Origin of the sequence: Citrobacter amalonaticus Y19 (assembly GCF_000981805.1) — a bacterium.
GTDB lineage: Bacteria > Pseudomonadota > Gammaproteobacteria > Enterobacterales > Enterobacteriaceae > Citrobacter_A > Citrobacter_A amalonaticus_C.
This window is the reverse complement of sequence record NZ_CP011132.1, coordinates 4,774,440-4,793,469: the sequence shown is the minus strand read 5'-3', so window position 1 is coordinate 4,793,469 and position 19,030 is coordinate 4,774,440. Positions and strand designations below refer to the sequence as shown.

Below are 19,030 nucleotides of genomic sequence, written 5' to 3'. Positions count from 1 at the left end.
GTTATGGTTAATGCAATCTTCTGTGCTCACGGCAAACTGGCCTGCGCCATGCTGGAATCGGTGCAGATGGTTTACGGTGACGCCAACGTTGAAGCGGTGGCCTTTGTCCCCGGCGAGAACGCCAACGACATCATTAGCAAGCTGGAAAAGTTGGTGAGTACTCACACTGATAGTGAATGGCTGATAGCCGTTGACCTGCAGTGCGGCAGTCCGTGGAACGCCGCGGCAACGCTTGCGATGCGCAATCCGAACATTCGGGTGATTAGCGGACTTTCCCTGCCGCTGGCGCTGGAACTGGTGGATAACCAGAGCAGTATGAATGTGGATGAACTGTGCGAACACCTGACGACCATTGCACAACAAACCTGCGTGGTCTGGCAGCATCTGGAAACGACCGAAGAGGATTTCTGATGAATATTACCCTTGCCCGTATTGATGACCGCCTGATCCACGGTCAGGTCACCACCGTCTGGTCGAAGGTGGCGAATGCCCAGCGGATTATTATCTGTAATGACGAGGTTTATCACGATGAAGTGCGCCGGACATTATTACGTCAGGCCGCCCCGCCGGGGATGAAGGTCAATGTGGTGAATATCGAAAAAGCCGTCGCGGTTTATCATAATCCGCAGTACCAGGACGAAACGGTATTTTATTTATTTACCCGCCCACAGGATGCGTTGGCGATGGTCAAACAAGGCGTGAAAATTGCCACCTTAAATATTGGCGGCATGGCCTGGCGACCGGGTAAAAAACAATTAACCAAAGCCGTGTCCTTAGATGACGATGATATTAATGCGTTTCGCGAACTGGATAAATTTGGCGTCACCCTGGATTTGCGCGTGGTCGCCTCCGATCCATCTATTAATATTCTCGAAAAAATAAAAGAACAGTCGTTCGCTGAATAAATAAAAGCGCCTGTGTACGTATGCTTTAACAGGCAGGGATGTTCACACTTTAAGGTGACCCATTATGGAAATCAGTACCCTACAAATTATCGCCATATTTATATTTTCCTGTATTGCCGGGATGGGCAGCGTGCTGGATGAATTTCAGACCCACCGCCCGCTCATTGCCTGTACGGTTATCGGCCTGATCCTCGGTGATTTAAAAACCGGGGTGATGCTCGGCGGGACGCTGGAGTTGATCGCGCTTGGCTGGATGAACGTCGGTGCCGCGCAGTCTCCGGACTCCGCGCTCGCCAGTATTATCTCCGCCATTCTGGTTATCGTCGGCCAGCAGAGCATCGCGACCGGTATTGCTATCGCGCTGCCAGTGGCGGCGGCAGGCCAGGTCCTGACCGTCTTCGCCCGTACTATCACCGTGGTGTTCCAGCATGCGGCGGATAAGGCCGCAGAAGACGCACGTTTTCGCACTATCGACATCCTCCACGTCTCCGCGCTGGGCGTACAGGCGCTACGCGTCGCCATCCCGGCGTTGATTGTCTCGCTGTTTGTCAGTGCCGATATGGTCAGCAACATGCTGAACGCCATCCCGGAATTTGTCACTCGCGGCCTGCAAATTGCCGGTGGCTTTATCGTGGTGGTTGGTTACGCCATGGTGCTGCGCATGATGGGCGTGAAGTACCTGATGCCTTTCTTCTTCCTCGGTTTTATCGCCGGTGGTTACCTCGACCTGAGCCTGCTGGCCTTTGGTGGCGTCGGCGCGATTATTGCGCTGGTCTACATCCAGTTGAATCCGCAGTGGCGTAAAGCCGAACCGCAGGCGCAGGCCACCGCCTCCACCGCCCTTGACCAGCTTGATGACTAACGGAGCCCATCATGGAACAGAAAAAACTGACCAAATCTGACCTGTTTAGCATGTTTGTTCGCTCCAACCTGCAGCAGGCGTCTTTCAACTTTGAACGTATTCATGGGCTGGGCTTTTGCTACGACATGATCCCCGCCATCAAGCGCCTGTACCCGCTGAAAGAAGATCAGGTGGCGGCACTCAAGCGTCATCTGGTGTTCTTCAACACCACGCCCGCAGTGTGCGGCCCGGTGATTGGCGTAACCGCCGCCATGGAAGAGGCGCGTGCAAATGGGGCGGAAATTGACGATGGCGCCATCAACGGCATCAAAGTGGGCCTGATGGGCCCACTGGCGGGCGTTGGCGACCCGCTGGTCTGGGGCACATTGCGACCGATCACCGCTGCGCTCGGCGCGTCGCTGGCGTTGTCCGGCAATGTGCTCGGTCCGCTGCTGTTCTTCTTTATTTTCAACGCGGTTCGTCTGGCGATGAAGTGGTACGGCTTGCAGATTGGCTTCAACAAAGGGGTCAACATCGTCAGCGACATGGGCGGTAACCTGCTGCAAAAACTGACCGAAGGCGCATCGATTCTCGGCCTGTTCGTGATGGGGGTACTGGTCACCAAGTGGACCAGCATCAACGTGCCACTGGTGGTATCGCAAACCCCTGGCGCAGACGGCGGCACCGTCACGATGACCGTACAAAATATCCTCGACCAGCTCTGCCCCGGCCTGCTGGCGCTGGGCCTGACGATGCTGATGGTGCGTTTGCTCAACAAAAAAATTAACCCAGTATGGCTGATTTTCGCCCTGTTTGGTCTGGGGATTATCGGTAACGCACTGGGCTTCCTGTCCTGATTTTTTCGCCCCGGTGATAAGCCGGGGCTCTCGCTCAACATGAGGTGGTATATATGTTAACGACAGCTCTGCGCCTTTATGGCAAACGCGATCTGCGCCTGGAAACGTTTGAACTTCCCGAGATGCAGGACGATGAAATTCTGGCAACGGTGGTCACCGACAGCCTGTGCCTCTCTTCCTGGAAAGAGGCCAATCAGGGTGAGAGTCATAAAAAGGTGCCAGACGATGTGGCGACCCACCCGATCATCATCGGCCACGAGTTCTGCGGCGATATTATTGCCGTGGGGAAAAAGTGGCAGCACAAGTTTCAGCCCGGCCAGCGCTATGTGATTCAGGCGAACCTGCAACTGGCGGATCGCCCGGATTGCCCCGGCTACTCCTTCCCGTGGGTGGGCGGCGAAGCCACGCACGTCGTGATCCCCAATGTGGTGATGGAGCAGGACTGTCTGCTGGCTTACGAAGGCGAGACCTACTTTGAAGGATCGTTGGTCGAACCGCTCTCCTGCGTGATCGGCGCATTCAACGCTAACTATCACCTGCAGGAAGGCACCTATAACCACAACATGGGGATTCGCCCGCAGGGTCGCACGCTGATCCTCGGCGGAACGGGACCGATGGGGCTGCTGGCGATCGACTACGCGCTGCATGGTCCCGTCAATCCGGCGCTACTGGTGGTCACCGATACCAACCACGACAAGCTGAGCTATGCCCGTAAACATTATCCTTCTGAGCCGCAGACGCTGATCCACTATCTGCACGCGCAGGATGCGGCGTACGACACGCTGATGACGCTGAGTGGTGGTCACGGTTTTGATGATATTTTTGTCTTCGTGCCGAATGAACAACTGGTTACCCTGGCCTCTTCCCTGCTCGCCCCCGACGGCTGCATGAACTTCTTTGCCGGCCCGCAGGATAAGCAGTTCAGCGCCCCGATCAACTTCTACGACGTACATTACGCCTTCACCCACTATGTAGGCACCTCGGGCGGGAATACTGACGACATGCGCGCGGCGGTCAAGCTGATTGAAGAGAAAAAAGTGCAGGCGGCCAAAGTGGTGACACACATTCTTGGGCTGAATGCCGCAGGGGAGACCACGCTGGAGCTGCCGAAAGTGGGCGGCGGTAAAAAGCTGGTCTATACCGGGAAAGCGTTACCGTTAACCGCCCTCAACCAGATTGACGACCCCGCACTGTGCGCTATTCTGGAACGCCATCACGGGATTTGGTCTAAGGAAGCCGAACAGTATTTACTGTCGCATGCCGAGGAGATTTAACATGATTAACCGCGACACCCAGTTGTGCATGTCGCTTGCCGGTCGGCCCGGCAACTTTGGGACCCGCTTTCATAATTATCTCTATGAAAAGCTGGGTTTAAATTTCATCTACAAGGCGTTCACCACCCAGGACATTGAAGCGGCGGTGAAAGGGGTTCGCGCGTTAGGCATTCGTGGCTGCGCGGTCTCGATGCCGTTCAAAGAGAGCTGCATGCCGTTTCTTGACGCCGTCGATCCGTCGGCGAAAGTGATTGATTCCGTCAATACCATCGTCAATGACGACGGCAGGCTGACGGGCTACAACACCGACTACATCGCGGTCAAAAGCCTGATTGCCAGCCACCAGCTCGACACCGCTGCGCGGGTGATGATTCGCGGCAGCGGCGGGATGGGCAAAGCGGTAATTGCCGCCTTTCGCGACGCCGGTTTTCGCGATGTAATCATCGCCGCTCGCAACCGGGACAGCGGTCCGGCGCTGGCAAAACAGTATGGTTTTCAGTGGCAGCCGCTGCCGGAAGGTATTGCCTGTGACATTCTGGTCAACGTCACGCCCGTCGGCATGGCCGGTGGCAAAGAGAGCGATGAACTGGCGTACAGTGAACCCATGGTCGCCAACGCCAGCGTGGTGTTCGATGTCGTCGCCCTGCCGCCGGAAACCCCGATGATTAAGCTGGCGCAAAAGCTGGGTAAAAAGACCATCAGCGGCGCAGAAGTGATTGCGTTGCAGGCTGTCGAACAGTTCGCGATGTACACCGGCGTGCGCCCGGATGACGCGCTGATCGTTGAAGCCGCTGAATTTGCCCGGGCCGGGTAAGAAGGGGTAAAAAGAGCGCCAATGGGCGCTCTTTACTATTTTGCAGTTACGCAGCATACACACAACGGACATGAATAGTGCAACCCAGACATACGCTTAGCTTATGTTGGCATTTTCCGTAGCGTACTGGCTCGCCAGTCAAAAAACTGAGCAAACAGATTTTGACAGAAACTGATTTTAATCATTTGGTTTACAGGATAATCCATCGCCAACAACTGTTCGTTGTAGCAAATGCTATCCAAAACGCGAAGCACTGGGGGTTCATCTTTCTCAATCGAGAGACGCAAGGAGGTTGCTTCACGCAAAAGTTGTTCAGTGGGCTCGGATTCTTTAATCATTTTAGATTCAAGATCGACAAAACTTTTGGATAAATCAAAATGGTTACGTGAGCGCTGTGATGAACCAATAACAAGATTAATAGCCGCAAAAACACTCACAACTGCGCCACTGAGAACAGCCCACATCTTATTATGTTCCCCAAGAACGCTATAAATAGCCGTTGAACCAAAAATCAGTGAAATAACATTTGTGAACTGATCTAATCTGTCATAAAAAGCTCTACGTCTGTTATGGTAGCGGACGGAACGGCGGATATCGAAAAGCAAGCCTTCCCAGTTACTTTCCAGAGTTACCTGATCCATTGTCTCCACCTTTTCCTGGTCTTGTTGGCGGTGCAAAAGAATTCATAATCTGAGTCTCCTTTCCCTTATGCGGCAATGGCTCTCCTGCAGGAGTAGACGGACTGTCATTCTCGTACCAACTATAACGAAACACATTATTTGATAAAGAATTAACGTTAAACGAGACGGGACGTTGAGGCTTTTTATTTTTACTCATATCAAATTCCTTGTAAAAACGCATTCTTAAATTAAATTTACCTTAAATAACTCGGTTATAAAGTCTTTCACGAGAACAATTTAAAACCGTTTGCCACTTAGCAACTACCGCTGCAGGCTCGATATTCCTGCAATTATAACCACCGATACAGGCATTCTCATACTCGCTATCGAAAAAATGACCAGGCGGTTTCGTTACTCTGTCAATTTAACAATATTCTGGAGGCCTATACAGAATAATTCGAGCCACTTTTCTATTCATCCAGCCATTGATTTCTCTCCTCACGGCTCTTTCTTATCTCACGTTGTTTTGTCCACTCTCCCCAGCCAACATCGTGAGCCATGTCAGTAAGACGCTACACTGTCAGTGGTACATTATCGCGGTTTGTAATTTTCTGATTTCACGGAGAAATGATGGAACTGCTTTTATTGAGTAACTCGACGCTGCCAGGCAAAGGCTGGATGGAACACGCGCTGCCGCTGATTGCGGAACAGTTGAATGGTCGCCGCTCGGCGGTGTTTATTCCCTTCGCAGGCGTGACCCAGACCTGGGATGAGTACACGGAAAAAACGGCAGCGATCTTCGCCCCGATGGGCGTCAGGGTGGTGGGCATTCACAACGTAGCCGATCCGCTGGCGGCGATTGAAAATGCGGAAGTGGTGATCGTCGGCGGAGGGAATACTTTCCAGTTGCTGAAAGAGAGCCGCGAACGCGGGTTGCTGGCGCCAATTGTTGACGTGGTTAAACGCGGTGCGCTGTACATCGGCTGGAGCGCAGGTGCGAACCTCGCCTGCCAGACCATCCGCACCACCAACGACATGCCGATTGTCGATCCGCAAGGTTTCGATGCACTGGGCCTGTTCCCGCTACAGATTAACCCACATTTCACCAACGCGCTGCCGGAAGGTCATAAGGGCGAAACGCGTGAACAGCGTATTCGCGAACTACTGGTTGTCGCGCCAGAACTGACGGTGATCGGTTTGCCGGAAGGGAACTGGATTAACGTGAGCAAAGGCCAGGCGGTGCTTGGTGGCCCGAACACCACGTATATTTTTAACGCAGGTGAAGACGCGGTTGCCGTTGAGGCTGGTCACTGCTTTTAATCGACGTTGCCGGATGGCGGCGTAAACGCCTTATCCGGCCTACAGATTGTGCTCATTGTAGGCCGGGTAATCGCCACACCATTCGGCATTACCGCCGGTTAATAATCATCCCGCTCGTCGTCTTCGTCCGGCTGTTCCAGCACGCTGTAAGCCACAGAACAGAACAGCGAGTTCAGACGCTGCATATCGCCCAGTAACCCCAGGTGCAGGGAACTGGTCTCGATGCTTTGTACGTTCTGCTGATGCAGACGGTCTACGTGGGCATGCGAGTAACGACGGTTCAGGATCCGGAAACGATGTTTGCTACGACGCAACCGGCGGGCGCTGGTCACGTCGCCGGAGAAGAACACCGACATCGCCAGTTGCAGATTGCTGAGCAGTTGGTCATAGAGCGCATCCAGCTCTTTTAAGCCCTCAATCGAAAACGCCCGACGCGCCGCCAGCGACTTGTCGGCAATTTCACTGCCCATGCGCTCCACAATATCCGACGCCTGTTCAAGGTTGAGCGACATCTCGATGATCTCCGCCCAGCGGCGCGACTCCTCCTCCGCCAGTTCCTCTTTCGGCATCCGCGCCAGGTAGAGCTTAATGGCGGTGTAGAGTACGTTAATGTCATCCGCCATTTTGCGCAGTTCTTTCTCTTCGCGCGGCTCGCCGTGCATCACCCTTTTCAGCCCTTCCATCATCTGTTCCATCGCATCGCCGATGCGCAGCGCTTCACGGGCGGCATTGGCCAGCGCAAGGGTCGGCGTATCCAGCGCGCTGACGTCCAGGTGCTTCGGTTTGAGGTGTGCATCCAGTTCCGGTTCGTCGCGGATGATGCGCTTACAAAAGCGCGCCATCGGCTCGGCAAAAGGAATCATCGCCAGGCAGCGCACCAGGTTGTAGAAGACGTGGAAATAGATAACCAGCTCTGCTTTCGGCAGCGGCAGTTGATCCATCAGATTCGCCAGTGGATGAACAAACGGCAGAATAATCAGGCTGCCCACCAGCTTAAACAGCAGACTGCCGAGCGCCACGCGGCGGGCAGCGGCATTGGCCGCGCTGTTGTTGAGCATCGCCAGCAGGCCGGAGCCAAGGTTGGCACCAATCACCAGACACAGCGCCACCGGGAAGGAGATGATCCCCGCCGCCGTCAGGGTGGCGGTCAACAATACCGCCGCCAGGCTGGAGTAACTGATGATCGCGAACATCGCGCCAATTAACGCATCCAGCATGATATCGCCGGTCAGCGAGGCGAAAATCACCTGTACGCCGTTGGCCTGCGTCATGGGCGTGACGGCCTGGACAATCAGCTCCAGCGCCAGCAGGATCAGGCCAAGGCCGATCCCCACGCGCCCCAGTTGTCCGGCGCGTGACTGTTTACGTCCGAGGAAGAAGATCACGCCGATAAAGATCAACAGCGGCGACAGCCATGATAAATCGAAGGTGAGGATACGCGCCATCAGCGCAGTCCCCACGTCAGCGCCAAGCACAATCACCAGCGCAGGCGTCAGCGCGACAAGATCCTGAGCGACAAACGAGGTCACCAGCATGGTGGTGGCGTTACTGCTTTGCACCAGCGCAGTCACGCCAATCCCCGCGCAGAAAGCGAGCGGTTTCTTTTCAACGCTACGGCTCAGAACGGTACGTAAGCGAGCGCCGAACACCCGCATGACGCCAGTACGCACAATATGGGTACCCCAGACCAGCAGGGCGACAGCAGAAAGCAGGTGAAGCAGAGTTAACACGGAATCAGGTACTCCTTATTGTTATAGGTTTCCGGGACTCATGGCGCCAGCATCATGCCTGATGACGCTGCGCTTATCAGGCCTACAAATAAGCCCGGTAGGCCGGATAAGGCGTATACGTCGCCATCCGTCAAGCAACGCTCATGAGCCTTCTTCCAGTATAAGGGTTTAAACGCAAGAAAGAGACAGGGTGCCCGGCGAGCACCCTGTTAGTTGTAAGGAAAGATGACAGTTTCGTGACATCCTGTCGGGATTTCCCCGCTCACGTCATGCCGAACGCGAGTGATACCACCATAGCGACCCCACTTTGGCGCATTCGGATAACAGAAATCCGGACAGCGCCAGCGCTGCCGAATGGCTCCCGATGAGCGAGAAAAACAGCGGAAACAGTGAGACCGAGCAGGTCAGTGACGCAAAGCGTAAAACCTCCTGAATGCCCAGCAGGATATAATTCAATTTATCTTTAAACAGAAACAGATAGGCGGTGTAGATGAGCGAAATCTTCATCAACAGGCCTACGAGGAAGACGATCTGGATCGCCGCGCCGGGTCCTTCACTCGCCCCATAAGCGGAAAAGGTGCGAGTGAAATTGACCACATCCGAATAAAAGGGAACGTTACCCTGAAGCGAGGACTGCCAGAAATAGACGCCCAGCGCCAGCAGATCCATCAGTCCCCAGAATAAGAGAATTTTATTGCGGGCTTTGAGCTGGCTAAACATGTTACATGGCCTCCGCTGCCATTACGTTTCCCACCAGCGCCGCCGACGGGCTGAAGCTGGCGGGAGACTCCCGGACCGATTAGTCGGCGTCATAGCCCAGGTTAGGGGCCAGCCAGCGTTCAACTTCAGAGACGCTCATCCCTTTACGGAAAGCATAGTCCTCCACCTGATCGCGCTGAATCTGCGCGACCGCGTAGTACTTGCTGTCCGGATGGCTGAAGTACCAGCCAGAGACCGATGCGCCAGGCCACATGGCGAAGGATTCAGTGAGCTTCATACCGGTATGTTTTTCCACATCCAGCAACTGCCAGATGGTGCCTTTCTCAGTGTGCTCCGGACAAGCCGGATACCCCGGCGCAGGACGAATCCCCTGGTAGTTTTCGCGAATCAACTCCTCATTACTGAGGTTCTCGTTGGCCGCATAGCCCCAGTAGACCTTACGCACGCGCTCATGCAGGTATTCCGCGAAGGCTTCCGCCAGACGGTCAGCAAGCGCTTTCACCATGATCTTGTTGTAATCATCGTGCTGGGCTTCAAACGCCTCTGCCAGCGCATCCTCCTCCAGACCTCCGGTTACCGCAAAGGCACCGATGTAGTCCGCTTTGCCGGACAGCTTCGGCGCCACGAAGTCAGACAGGCAGTAGTTGGCAAAACCGACTTTTTCAGTCTGCTGACGCAGATGATGACTGACTGTCAGCACGTGAGTACGCGTTTCATCGCGATAGATTTCGATATCATCGCCCACGCGGTTTGCCGGAAACAGCCCCACCACGCCGCGCGGATTCAGCGACTTTTCCGCGCTCAGTTTATCCAGCATGTCGTTGGCATCGTTAAACAGGCGCTTCGCCTCAACGCCTACCACCTCATCTTCCAGAATGCGTGGATATTTCCCGGCCAGCGACCAGGTCATAAAGAACGGGGTCCAGTCGATGTAGTTACGCAGCGTTTCGATGCTGGCTTCGACCTCCTGCACGCCCAGACGATGCGCCACCGGCGGGGTGTAGTTTTCCCAGTCGAACGCCAGATCGTTTTCACGCGCTGCCGCCAGTGTCACCGGCGGCGTGCGGGGTTTCTTACGCCCATGCTGGATGCGCACAGTTTCATACTCTTTGCGGGTACGGGCGACAAAGTCATCGCGCTGGGTATCGGAAAGCAGCGCGGCGACCACGCCGACGGTGCGCGAGGCGTTCTGCACATAAACCGTGGGACCACTGTAGTTCTGCTCGATTTTCACCGCCGTATGCGCTTTCGAGGTCGTCGCCCCGCCAATCAGCAGCGGAATAGTGAATCCCTGACGCTCCATCTCTTTCGCCACGTTGACCATTTCGTCCAGCGACGGGGTAATCAGCCCGGAGAGGCCGATCAGATCCGCATTCACCTCTTTCGCGGTTCTGAGGATCTTCTCTGCCGGCACCATCACGCCAAGATCGACAATTTCGTAGTTGTTACATTGCAGGACCACGCCAACAATGTTCTTGCCGATATCGTGAACGTCGCCTTTCACGGTGGCGATCACCATCTTGCCGTTGCTGGAGCCTTTCTCTTTGCTGGCTTCGATAAACGGTTCGAGATACGCCACCGCCTGTTTCATGACGCGGGCGGATTTCACCACCTGCGGCAGGAACATCTTACCCTCGCCGAACAGGTCGCCGACGACGTTCATACCGTCCATCAGCGGCCCTTCAATCACTTCAATCGGACGGGCGGCCTGCTGACGCGCCTCTTCGGTGTCCTGCTCGATAAATTCGGTGATGCCTTTAACCAGCGAGTATTCGAGGCGTTTTTTAACTTCCCAGGTGCGCCATTCCGCCAGCTGGGCGTTGGCCGTCTCATCGCTCTTGCTGCCACGGTATTTCTCCGCCAGTTCCAGCAGTCGCTCAGTGCCGTCATCACGACGGTTGAGGATCACGTCCTCGACCGCGTCGCGCAGGTCAGCAGGCAAATCGTCGTAAATCGCCAGTTGTCCGGCGTTCACAATCCCCATGTCCATACCGTTGCGGATGGCGTAGTAGAGGAACACCGCGTGAATGGCTTCGCGCACCGGATCGTTACCGCGAAACGAGAACGACACGTTGGACACGCCGCCGGAGATCAGCGCATGCGGCAGCTCGCGTTTGATGTCTTCACACGCGCCGATAAAGTCCTGCGCGTAGTTGTTGTGCTCTTCAATCCCGGTCGCTACCGCGAAAATATTCGGGTCGAAAATAATGTCTTCCGGCGGGAAACCCACCTCTTCGGTGAGGATCTTGTACGCCCGGCGGCAAATCTCGATTTTACGCGCGCGGGTATCCGCCTGGCCCTGTTCATCAAAAGCCATCACCACCACCGCCGCACCGTAGCGACGCAGCAGCTTCGCGTGGTGGGTGAAGATCTCAACCCCCTCTTTCATGGAGATGGAGTTAACGATGCCTTTCCCCTGAATACACTTCAGCCCTTTCTCGATGACTTCCCATTTTGAGGAGTCAATCATGATCGGCACACGAGCAATGTCCGGCTCACCGGCGATCAGGTTGAGGAAGCGCACCATCGCCGCTTCGGCGTCGAGCATCCCCTCATCCATATTGATATCGATAATCTGCGCACCGCTTTCTACCTGCTGACGGGCAACATCCAGCGCTTCGTTGTATTTTTCTTCTTTGATCAGGCGCTTAAATTTAGCGGAACCGGTGACGTTGGTACGTTCACCGACGTTCACAAACAGGCTGTCATCGCCAATATTCAGCGGCTCGAGACCGGACAGGCGGCAGGCAACGGGGATCTCCGGCAACTGACGCGGCGCCAATCCCTCGACGGCGCGGCTCATCGCCGCAATGTGTTCCGGCGTGGTGCCGCAGCAGCCGCCGACGATGTTCAGGAATCCTGCTTCGGCCCACTCGCGGATCTGACCCGCCATCGTATCGGCATCCAGATCGTATTCACCGAAAGCGTTGGGCAACCCGGCGTTCGGGTGCGCCGTCACGTAGCATTCAGCAATGCGTGAAAGCTCCTGCACATACTGGCGCAGTTCATCCGGTCCCAGCGCACAGTTGAGACCGAAGGTAAGAGGTTCGGCATGGCGCAGGGAGTTATAAAACGCCTCCGTTGTCTGACCGGAAAGCGTCCGGCCTGAAGCATCGGTGATGGTGCCGGAAATCATGATCGGCAGGTCGACGCCCAGCGCTTCCAGCTCTTCTTTAACGGCAAAAATCGCGGCTTTCGCGTTCAGCGTATCAAAGACGGTTTCAATTAGAATCAGGTCACTGCCGCCTTCCACCAGCGCTTTGGTGGATTCGCGATAAGCGGACACCAACTGGTCAAAAGTGATATTACGAAATGCCGGGTCATTCACATCCGGCGAGATCGACGCGGTGCGGTTGGTTGGGCCGAGAACACCCGCCACATAGCGCGGTTTTTCCGGGGTACGAGCGGTCCACTCATCGGCGCAAGCGCGCGCCAGTTTCGCGGCGGCAAAGTTGATCTCCGCCGACAGGGATTCCATCTGGTAATCCGCCATCGCGATAGGAGTGGAGTTGAAGGTGTTGGTTTCAATGATGTCCGCGCCCGCGTCAAAGTACGCGTTGTGAATAGCGGCGATCACCTCTGGCTTACTCAGCACCAGCAGGTCATTGTTGCCTTTCAGGTCGCACGGCCAGTCGGCAAAGCGTTCACCACGGAAATCCTCTTCACTCAGGCGGTAGCTCTGGATCATCGTGCCCATGCCGCCGTCCAGCACCAGAATACGTTCATTTAACTGCGCACGCAGTTGTTCAACTTTGCTGCTCACACTTGCTCCCGACAACGCTCAACCAGACCGAAAAAAGCTCAACAAGCCATACTGGCATAAACCGTCGTAACCGAAAAGCAAACAACGGGCAACATGAGACATGTTCAGCTTCACTCATCCGATCAGTACAAGACTTCTTGCATTATAATTGAATAAAACGAAAATGATTTCCACGATACAGAAAAGGAGTCCGCTATGGTTGCACCCGTTCCCGCCAAACGCGGCAGAAAACCCGCCGCGACGACCGTCCCCGCCGCCGGACAGGTTCAGTCACTGACCCGTGGCCTGAAACTACTGGAATGGATCGCGGAATCCAACGGCAGCGTGGCGTTGACCGAACTGGCACAGCAGGCTGGCTTGCCGAACTCGACCACCCACCGTTTACTGAGCACCATGCAACAGCAGGGCTTTGTGCGTCAGGTGGGCGATCTTGGGCACTGGGCGATAGGCCCGCACGCGTTCATCGTCGGCAGCAGCTTTTTACAGAGCCGCAATCTGCTGGCAATCGTCCATCCGATTCTGCGCAAACTGATGGAAGACTCCGGCGAGACGGTGAACCTGGCGGTACTGGATCAGAGTGACCATCAGGCGATTATCATTGACCAGGTGCAATGCACCCAACTGATGCGCATGTCTGCACCGATTGGCGGTAAGCTGCCAATGCACGCCTCGGGCGCAGGTAAAGCGTTTTTAGCGCAGTTGAGTGAAGATCAGGTGACTCAATTACTGCACCGCAAAGGGCTGCATGCGTACACCCACGCGACGCTGGTCTCCCCGGTTCATCTGAAGGACGACCTCGCCCAGACGCGCAAGCGCGGCTATTCCTTTGATGATGAGGAGCATGCGCTCGGCCTGCGCTGCGTGGCCTCGTGTATTTATGACGAGCATCGCGAGCCGTTCGCGGCGATCTCCATCTCCGGCCCGATTTCACGCATCACCGACGACCGCGTTACCGAGTTTGGCGCGATGGTTATCAAGGCGGCGAAAGAGGTGACGCTGGCATACGGCGGGATCCGGTAAGCAAAATACCCCTGAGAGGCATTTTCAGTAGACCTGATAAGCGTAGCGCCATCAGGCAAGCATCCAGCCGGATGACGACGTAAACGTCTTATCCGGCCTACGGTTGGAGTATGGTAGGCCTGATAAGCATAGCGCCATCAGGCAGATCGGCGCATATTGCCGGATGACGACGTAAACGTCTTATCCGGCCTACGGTTGGAGTATGGTAGGCCTGATAAGCGTAGCGCCATCAGGCAGATCGGCGCATATTGCCGGATGGCGGTGTAAGCGCCTTATCCGGCCTACAGGAATCAGGCAAACCGTACGCTGAATCGCTGGCGACGGCGATAGGCGTAAACATCTTCCACATGCCCTTCGCGAATCCGCGTCTGCAGGCCGCGCCAATAGTCGGCGCTGAACAGATCGGCGTGCATCTCTTCAAACAGCGGCCGGATTCGCGGGTCGGCGCACAGCCAGTGACGAAACTCTTCAGGAAACACATCGCCCGGCGACACGCTGTACCACGGCTCACCCGACAGCTCATCTTCCGGATAGCGTGGCGGTGGGACATGGCGGAAATTCACTTCCGTCATGTAGCAGATTTCGTCGTAATCGTAGAACACCACGCGACCATGACGGGTGACGCCGAAGTTTTTGAACAGCATGTCGCCGGGAAAAATATTGGCGGCGGCAAGCTGGCGGATCGCGTTGCCGTACTCCTCTATCGCATCCCGCAACTGCTGGCCTTCCACCTGCTCAAGCCAGATATTGAGCGGCACCATCCGCCGCTCAATATAGAGATGACGGATGACAATCTGCTCGCCAAGATCGGTAATCTTTTCCGGCACTTCCTTAAGTAACAGCGCCATCAGCGCTGGATCGATCTGGCGTTTATCCAGCACGAAGTTTTCGAACTCCTGGGTATCCGCCATGCGCCCCACGCGATCGTGCTCTTTAACCAGTTGATAGCAGGCGCGAACGTGAGCGGCGGACATCTCTTTCTGCGGCGCGAACTTATCTTTGATAATTTTAAATACCCGGTCGAAGCCCGGCAGCGTAAAGACCAGCATCACCATGCCGCGTATGCCCGGTGCTTCAATAAACTGCTCATCGCAGTTGCGCAGGTACAACAGATACTCGCGATAGCTCTCGGTCTTCGCATGTTTCTGACAGCCAATCGCCATGTATAACTCAGCGGTGGTTTTTCCCGGCAGGATCTCGCGCAGCCATTCCACCAGTGCGGCGGGCAGCGGCGCATACACCATAAAATAGGAGCGAGCGAAGCCGAACACGATACTGGCTTCTGCCGTGGTGGTCAGACAGGTATCCACAAACAGTTCACCCTCATCGGTGCGATGGATCGGCAGTAAAAAAGGCAACGTCGCCGTCGGCGTGATGAGTTTACCAACCAGCCATGCCGCTTTGTTGCGATAAAACAGTTCGTTAGCCACCTGCAGATGACAGTGCTGCAACGTTTCTTCGCCAAAGGTTTCGCGCAGATGCATGATGATGTAGCGAATATCGCGCCCTTTGTTCTGCCAGGGCAGACGCAGCGGCAGATCGCTGAGAATGCGGGTGAGCAGCGGTTCCCATCCATGATCGGGGAAGAAATCTTTCGCCAGCGGGCGCGGGATCGTCCGAAAACGGCGTTCCGGCTGGGAGCTAAAAATAAAGAGCCGCTCGGGGGTGAGCGAGCGGTGGTCAAATAACCGACAATATACGGAGTTAAAAAAACTCTCCGCAATCTCGAAGCGCGGGTAATCCGGCAGGAGCCCGGTGTAATGCTCTTTTACACGCAGCAAAAATGCGGCGTCGGTACTTTTGCCGCCAGTAATGCAGCGCAGTTGTTCCACCACCAGACCCACATGGTGATCGTAGAGGTGAATACGGCTTTTCATCGCCTGCTGCACGGCATGCCAGTCGGCCTGTTCAAAGCGCTGCTGCGCGCCGGAGGTCACTTCCAGAAATCGACCATACTGGGCGTCGAAGCCTTGCAAAATCGTCTGAGCAATCAGTAACTCCAGGCCACGCGTCATCGCTTCTCCCCATCCGGCACAACGTCATGCCGGATGGCGCATTCGCTTATCCGGCCTACATCCCTTCGTAGGCCCGGTAAGCGCAGCGCCACCGGGCATTAATCAAAACTGCGATTCTTCGGTCGAACCGGTCAGCGCGGTCACCGATGATGCGCCACCCTGAATAATGGTGGTGACTTTATCGAAGTAACCGGTGCCCACTTCCTGTTGGTGAGAGACGAAGGTATAACCGTCTTTAGCCGCCGCAAATTCTGGTTGCTGAACCTTCTCAACATAGTGGCGCATACCTTCACCTTGCGCATAGGAGTGCGCGAGGTCGAACATGTTGAACCACATGCTGTGGATACCCGCCAGGGTGATGAACTGGTACTTGTAGCCCATATCAGACAACTGTTGCTGGAAGCTGGCGATGGTCTTGTCGTCCAGATTCTTCTGCCAGTTGAACGACGGCGAGCAGTTGTAGGCCAGCAGTTTGCCCGGATATTTGGCGTGAATGGCATCGGCAAAGCGCTTCGCCAGTTCCAGATCCGGCGTGGACGTTTCACACCAGACCAGGTCGGCATACGGGGCATAGGCCAGACCACGGCTGATCGCCTGCTCAATGCCGGCATGCGTACGGAAAAACCCTTCACTGGTACGCTCACCGGTAATAAATTCGCTGTCGTACGGGTCGCAGTCGGAGGTGATCAGATCCGCCGCATCCGCATCGGTACGGGCGATCACCAGCGTCGGTACGCCCATGACGTCAGCCGCCAGACGCGCAGCCACCAGTTTCTGAATCGCTTCCTGAGTCGGCACCAGCACTTTGCCGCCCATATGGCCGCACTTCTTCACCGAAGCCAGCTGATCTTCGAAGTGAACAGCCGCTGCACCGGCCTCAATCATCGATTTCATCAGCTCAAAGGCATTCAATACGCCACCAAACCCGGCTTCCGCATCGGCCACGATCGGCAGAAAGTAATCCACATAGCGCGGATCGTTGGGTTCAATACCGCTGGACCACTGAATCTGATCCGCACGACGGAAGGTGTTGTTGATCCGATCCACCACTGCCGGAACAGAGTTTGCAGGGTAGAGCGATTGGTCCGGGTACATGCTGGATGCCAGGTTAGCATCCGCCGCCACCTGCCAGCCCGACAGATACACCGCCTCGATACCTGCTTTCGCCTGCTGCAACGCCTGGCCGCCGGTCAGCGCGCCGAGACTATTGATGTAGCCTTTTTTTGATTCACCGTGCAGCAGGCGCCACATTTTGGCTGCGCCCAGCTGTGCCAGCGTGCATTCCGGGTTAACCGAGCCGCGTAATTTCACCACGTCCTCCGCGCTGTACGGGCGACAAATGCCTTCCCAGCGCGGTTGTGTCCATTCTTTCTGTAACGCTTCGATCTGTTGGGTACGGGTTTTCATGTGCAGATGCTCCATATTATCTTCCTGGCTTCCCAGGCGTTATCGGTGAAGGCAGTTTGGTCACGGCCTGCGCACAAAAACCGACATGAGGATTTTGAACACAGCCCGGGGCCAAAATGGCGAACAAAATAGCCTGGGCAATTAAGCCAACAGGCGGTAGCCTGGCAACGTCAGGAAATCGATTAATTCATCAGAGGTGGTGATTTGTTCCATCAGGCGCGCGGCATCATCAAAACGGCCACTGCTGTAGCGGTGTTCACCCAGTTCGTCCTGGATGACCCGCATCTCTTCAGCCAACATCTGGCGGAACAGCGCCTTAGTGACCGGTTTACCATTGCTCAGAGTTTTCTCGTGATGGATCCATTGCCAGATTGACGTACGGGAGATTTCCGCCGTCGCCGCATCTTCCATCAGGCCATAAATCGGTACGCAACCGTTGCCGGAAATCCACGCTTCGATGTACTGCACCGCAACGCGAATATTGGCGCGCATCCCCTCTTCGGTGCGCTCGCCCTCACACGGCGCCAGCAACTGTTCTGCGGTAATCGGCGCGTCTTCATCACGGGTCACAAACAGTTGGTTTTTGTTCTCGCCCAGCACCTCGTTGAAGACCGCCATCGCGGTATCCGCCAGACCAGGATGCGCAATCCACGTACCATCGTGACCGTTATTGGCTTCCAGCGATTTATCCGCTTTCACTTTGCTGAGCACCTGATTGTTGCGTTCAACGTCTTTGCTCGGGATGAATGCCGCCATACCGCCCATCGCGAAGGCGCCACGCTTGTGGCAGGTTTTAATCAGCAGACGCGAATAGGCGCTGAGGAAGGGCTTATCCATCGTCACCACCTGACGGTCCGGCAGAACGCGATCCGGGTGATTCTTCAGCGTCTTGATATAGCTGAAAATGTAATCCCAGCGACCGCAGTTCAGACCGACAATATGATCGCGCAGCGCGTGCAGGATCTCATCCATCTGGAACACTGCCGGCAGGGTTTCAATCAACAATGTGGCTTTAATTGTGCCGCGAGACAGATTGAAACGATCTTCGGTATAGCTGAAGACTTCACTCCACCAGGCCGCTTCCTGCCACGCCTGCGTTTTTGGCAGGTAGAAATAGGGACCGCTGCCTTTGGCCAGCAACGCTTTGTAGTTATGGAAGAAATAGAGGGCAAAGTCGAACAAGCTGCCGGGGATCGCTTCACCGCGCCAGGTCACATGTTTTTCCGGCAGGTGCAGGCCGCGCACGCGACAAATCAGTAATGCCGGATCGGGCTTCAATTGGTAGATTTTACCGGCTTCATTGGTGTAGCTGATGGTGCCATTTACCGCGTCGCGCAGGTTAATATGTCCGTCGATCACTTTGCTCCATTCCGGCGCCAGCGAATCTTCAAAATCGGCCATAAAAACCTTCACATTCGCGTTCAGCGCATTGATAACCATCTTGCGCTCAACCGGCCCGGTAATTTCGACCCGACGATCCTGTAAATCCTCCGGAATACCGCGAATCTTCCAGTTGTCATTTCTAATGGAAACGGTTTCCGAAATGAAATCAGGCAATATACCGTTGTCGATATCCTGTTGCTGCTGAATACGAGCCGCGAGCAACTTGTTACGCTTTGCCGTAAAGCGTGCCACCAGTTCAGTGAGAAATTCGACCGCTTCAGCAGTCAGGATCTGCCTCTCTGACTCACCATAAGGCTTGGTGAAGATCAACTCATCGGTCGTCGTTGCCTGTTGATTCATT

Annotated in this window: 16 protein-coding genes; 8 read left to right on the top strand and 8 right to left on the bottom strand. The window is 55.4% G+C overall.

Going from position 1 to position 19,030, the window contains the following annotated elements:
* Positions 1 to 3: 3 nt before the first annotated feature.
* The 6 genes from F384_RS22145 (at position 4) to F384_RS22120 (ending at position 4,691) form a co-directional block, all read left to right on the top strand.
* Positions 4 to 411: a mannose/fructose/sorbose PTS transporter subunit IIA gene (locus F384_RS22145; RefSeq protein WP_046493837.1), complete on the top strand. Its 408-nt coding sequence runs from the start codon at positions 4 to 6 to the stop codon at positions 409 to 411.
* Positions 411 to 905, top strand: a complete 495-nt coding sequence (locus tag F384_RS22140; protein ID WP_046493835.1) for a PTS system mannose/fructose/N-acetylgalactosamine-transporter subunit IIB — start codon at positions 411 to 413, stop codon at positions 903 to 905. Before F384_RS22145 ends, F384_RS22140 begins: the two co-directional genes overlap by 1 nt.
* A gap of 64 nt (positions 906 to 969) precedes the next feature.
* The gene (locus F384_RS22135) at positions 970 to 1,767 is read left to right on the top strand and encodes a PTS mannose/fructose/sorbose transporter subunit IIC (RefSeq protein ID WP_046493833.1); all 798 of its coding nucleotides are present in this window, start codon (positions 970 to 972) and stop codon (positions 1,765 to 1,767) included.
* A gap of 11 nt (positions 1,768 to 1,778) precedes the next feature.
* Positions 1,779 to 2,603, top strand: a complete 825-nt coding sequence (locus F384_RS22130) for a PTS system mannose/fructose/sorbose family transporter subunit IID (RefSeq protein WP_046493831.1) — start codon at positions 1,779 to 1,781, stop codon at positions 2,601 to 2,603.
* A 53-nt stretch (positions 2,604 to 2,656) separates the two neighbouring features.
* Positions 2,657 to 3,877, top strand: a complete 1,221-nt coding sequence (gene sorE, locus F384_RS22125; RefSeq protein WP_046493829.1) for an L-sorbose 1-phosphate reductase — start codon at positions 2,657 to 2,659, stop codon at positions 3,875 to 3,877.
* A 1-nt stretch (position 3,878) separates the two neighbouring features.
* The gene (locus tag F384_RS22120) at positions 3,879 to 4,691 is read left to right on the top strand and encodes a shikimate 5-dehydrogenase (protein WP_046493827.1); all 813 of its coding nucleotides are present in this window, start codon (positions 3,879 to 3,881) and stop codon (positions 4,689 to 4,691) included.
* A gap of 101 nt (positions 4,692 to 4,792) precedes the next feature.
* Here the strand turns inward: F384_RS22120 and F384_RS22115 are convergent, their stop codons facing one another.
* Positions 4,793 to 5,332 (bottom strand): hypothetical protein, encoded by a 540-nt coding sequence (locus F384_RS22115; RefSeq protein ID WP_046493825.1) that lies wholly within the window; start codon positions 5,330 to 5,332, stop codon positions 4,793 to 4,795.
* Positions 5,307 to 5,528, bottom strand: coding sequence for a hypothetical protein (locus tag F384_RS30025; RefSeq protein ID WP_155404028.1), 222 nt, complete (start codon positions 5,526 to 5,528; stop codon positions 5,307 to 5,309). Before F384_RS30025 ends, F384_RS22115 begins: the two co-directional genes overlap by 26 nt.
* A 413-nt stretch (positions 5,529 to 5,941) precedes the next feature.
* Between F384_RS30025 and pepE the strand changes: the two genes are divergently transcribed.
* Entirely contained in the window at positions 5,942 to 6,631 is a 690-nt protein-coding gene (gene pepE / locus F384_RS22110; protein ID WP_046493823.1) for a dipeptidase PepE, read from the top strand.
* A 98-nt stretch (positions 6,632 to 6,729) separates the two neighbouring features.
* Here pepE and F384_RS22105 read toward each other — a convergent pair whose 3' ends face one another.
* The 3 genes from F384_RS22105 to metH form a co-directional block, all read right to left on the bottom strand.
* On the bottom strand, positions 6,730 to 8,361 hold the full coding sequence (locus F384_RS22105) for a Na/Pi cotransporter family protein (protein WP_046493821.1): 1,632 nt from the start codon (positions 8,359 to 8,361) through the stop codon (positions 6,730 to 6,732).
* 267 nt (positions 8,362 to 8,628) lie between these two features.
* The gene (locus tag F384_RS22100) at positions 8,629 to 9,081 is read right to left on the bottom strand and encodes a hypothetical protein (RefSeq protein ID WP_046493819.1); all 453 of its coding nucleotides are present in this window, start codon (positions 9,079 to 9,081) and stop codon (positions 8,629 to 8,631) included.
* A 79-nt stretch (positions 9,082 to 9,160) separates the two neighbouring features.
* Complete coding sequence (metH, locus tag F384_RS22095) at positions 9,161 to 12,844, bottom strand: methionine synthase (protein ID WP_046493818.1); 3,684 nt, start codon at positions 12,842 to 12,844, stop codon at positions 9,161 to 9,163.
* A gap of 195 nt (positions 12,845 to 13,039) precedes the next feature.
* Between metH and iclR the strand changes: the two genes are divergently transcribed.
* On the top strand, positions 13,040 to 13,864 hold the full coding sequence (gene iclR, locus F384_RS22090; protein WP_046493816.1) for a glyoxylate bypass operon transcriptional repressor IclR: 825 nt from the start codon (positions 13,040 to 13,042) through the stop codon (positions 13,862 to 13,864).
* Positions 13,865 to 14,154: 290 nt separating this feature from the next.
* On the opposite strand, the gene aceK is transcribed toward iclR, so the two are convergent.
* The 3 genes from aceK to aceB form a co-directional block, all read right to left on the bottom strand.
* Positions 14,155 to 15,879 carry a bifunctional isocitrate dehydrogenase kinase/phosphatase gene (gene aceK / locus F384_RS22085; protein WP_046493814.1) on the bottom strand — a complete coding sequence of 575 codons (1,725 nt, stop codon included), beginning with the start codon at positions 15,877 to 15,879 and terminating at the stop codon, positions 14,155 to 14,157.
* A gap of 102 nt (positions 15,880 to 15,981) precedes the next feature.
* A complete protein-coding gene (gene aceA / locus F384_RS22080) occupies positions 15,982 to 17,286 on the bottom strand; it encodes an isocitrate lyase (protein WP_046498505.1) in 1,305 nt (434 codons plus the stop codon).
* A gap of 141 nt (positions 17,287 to 17,427) precedes the next feature.
* The gene (gene aceB, locus F384_RS22075; protein ID WP_046493813.1) at positions 17,428 to 19,029 is read right to left on the bottom strand and encodes a malate synthase A; all 1,602 of its coding nucleotides are present in this window, start codon (positions 19,027 to 19,029) and stop codon (positions 17,428 to 17,430) included.
* Between the last annotated feature and the right edge of the window lies 1 nt (position 19,030).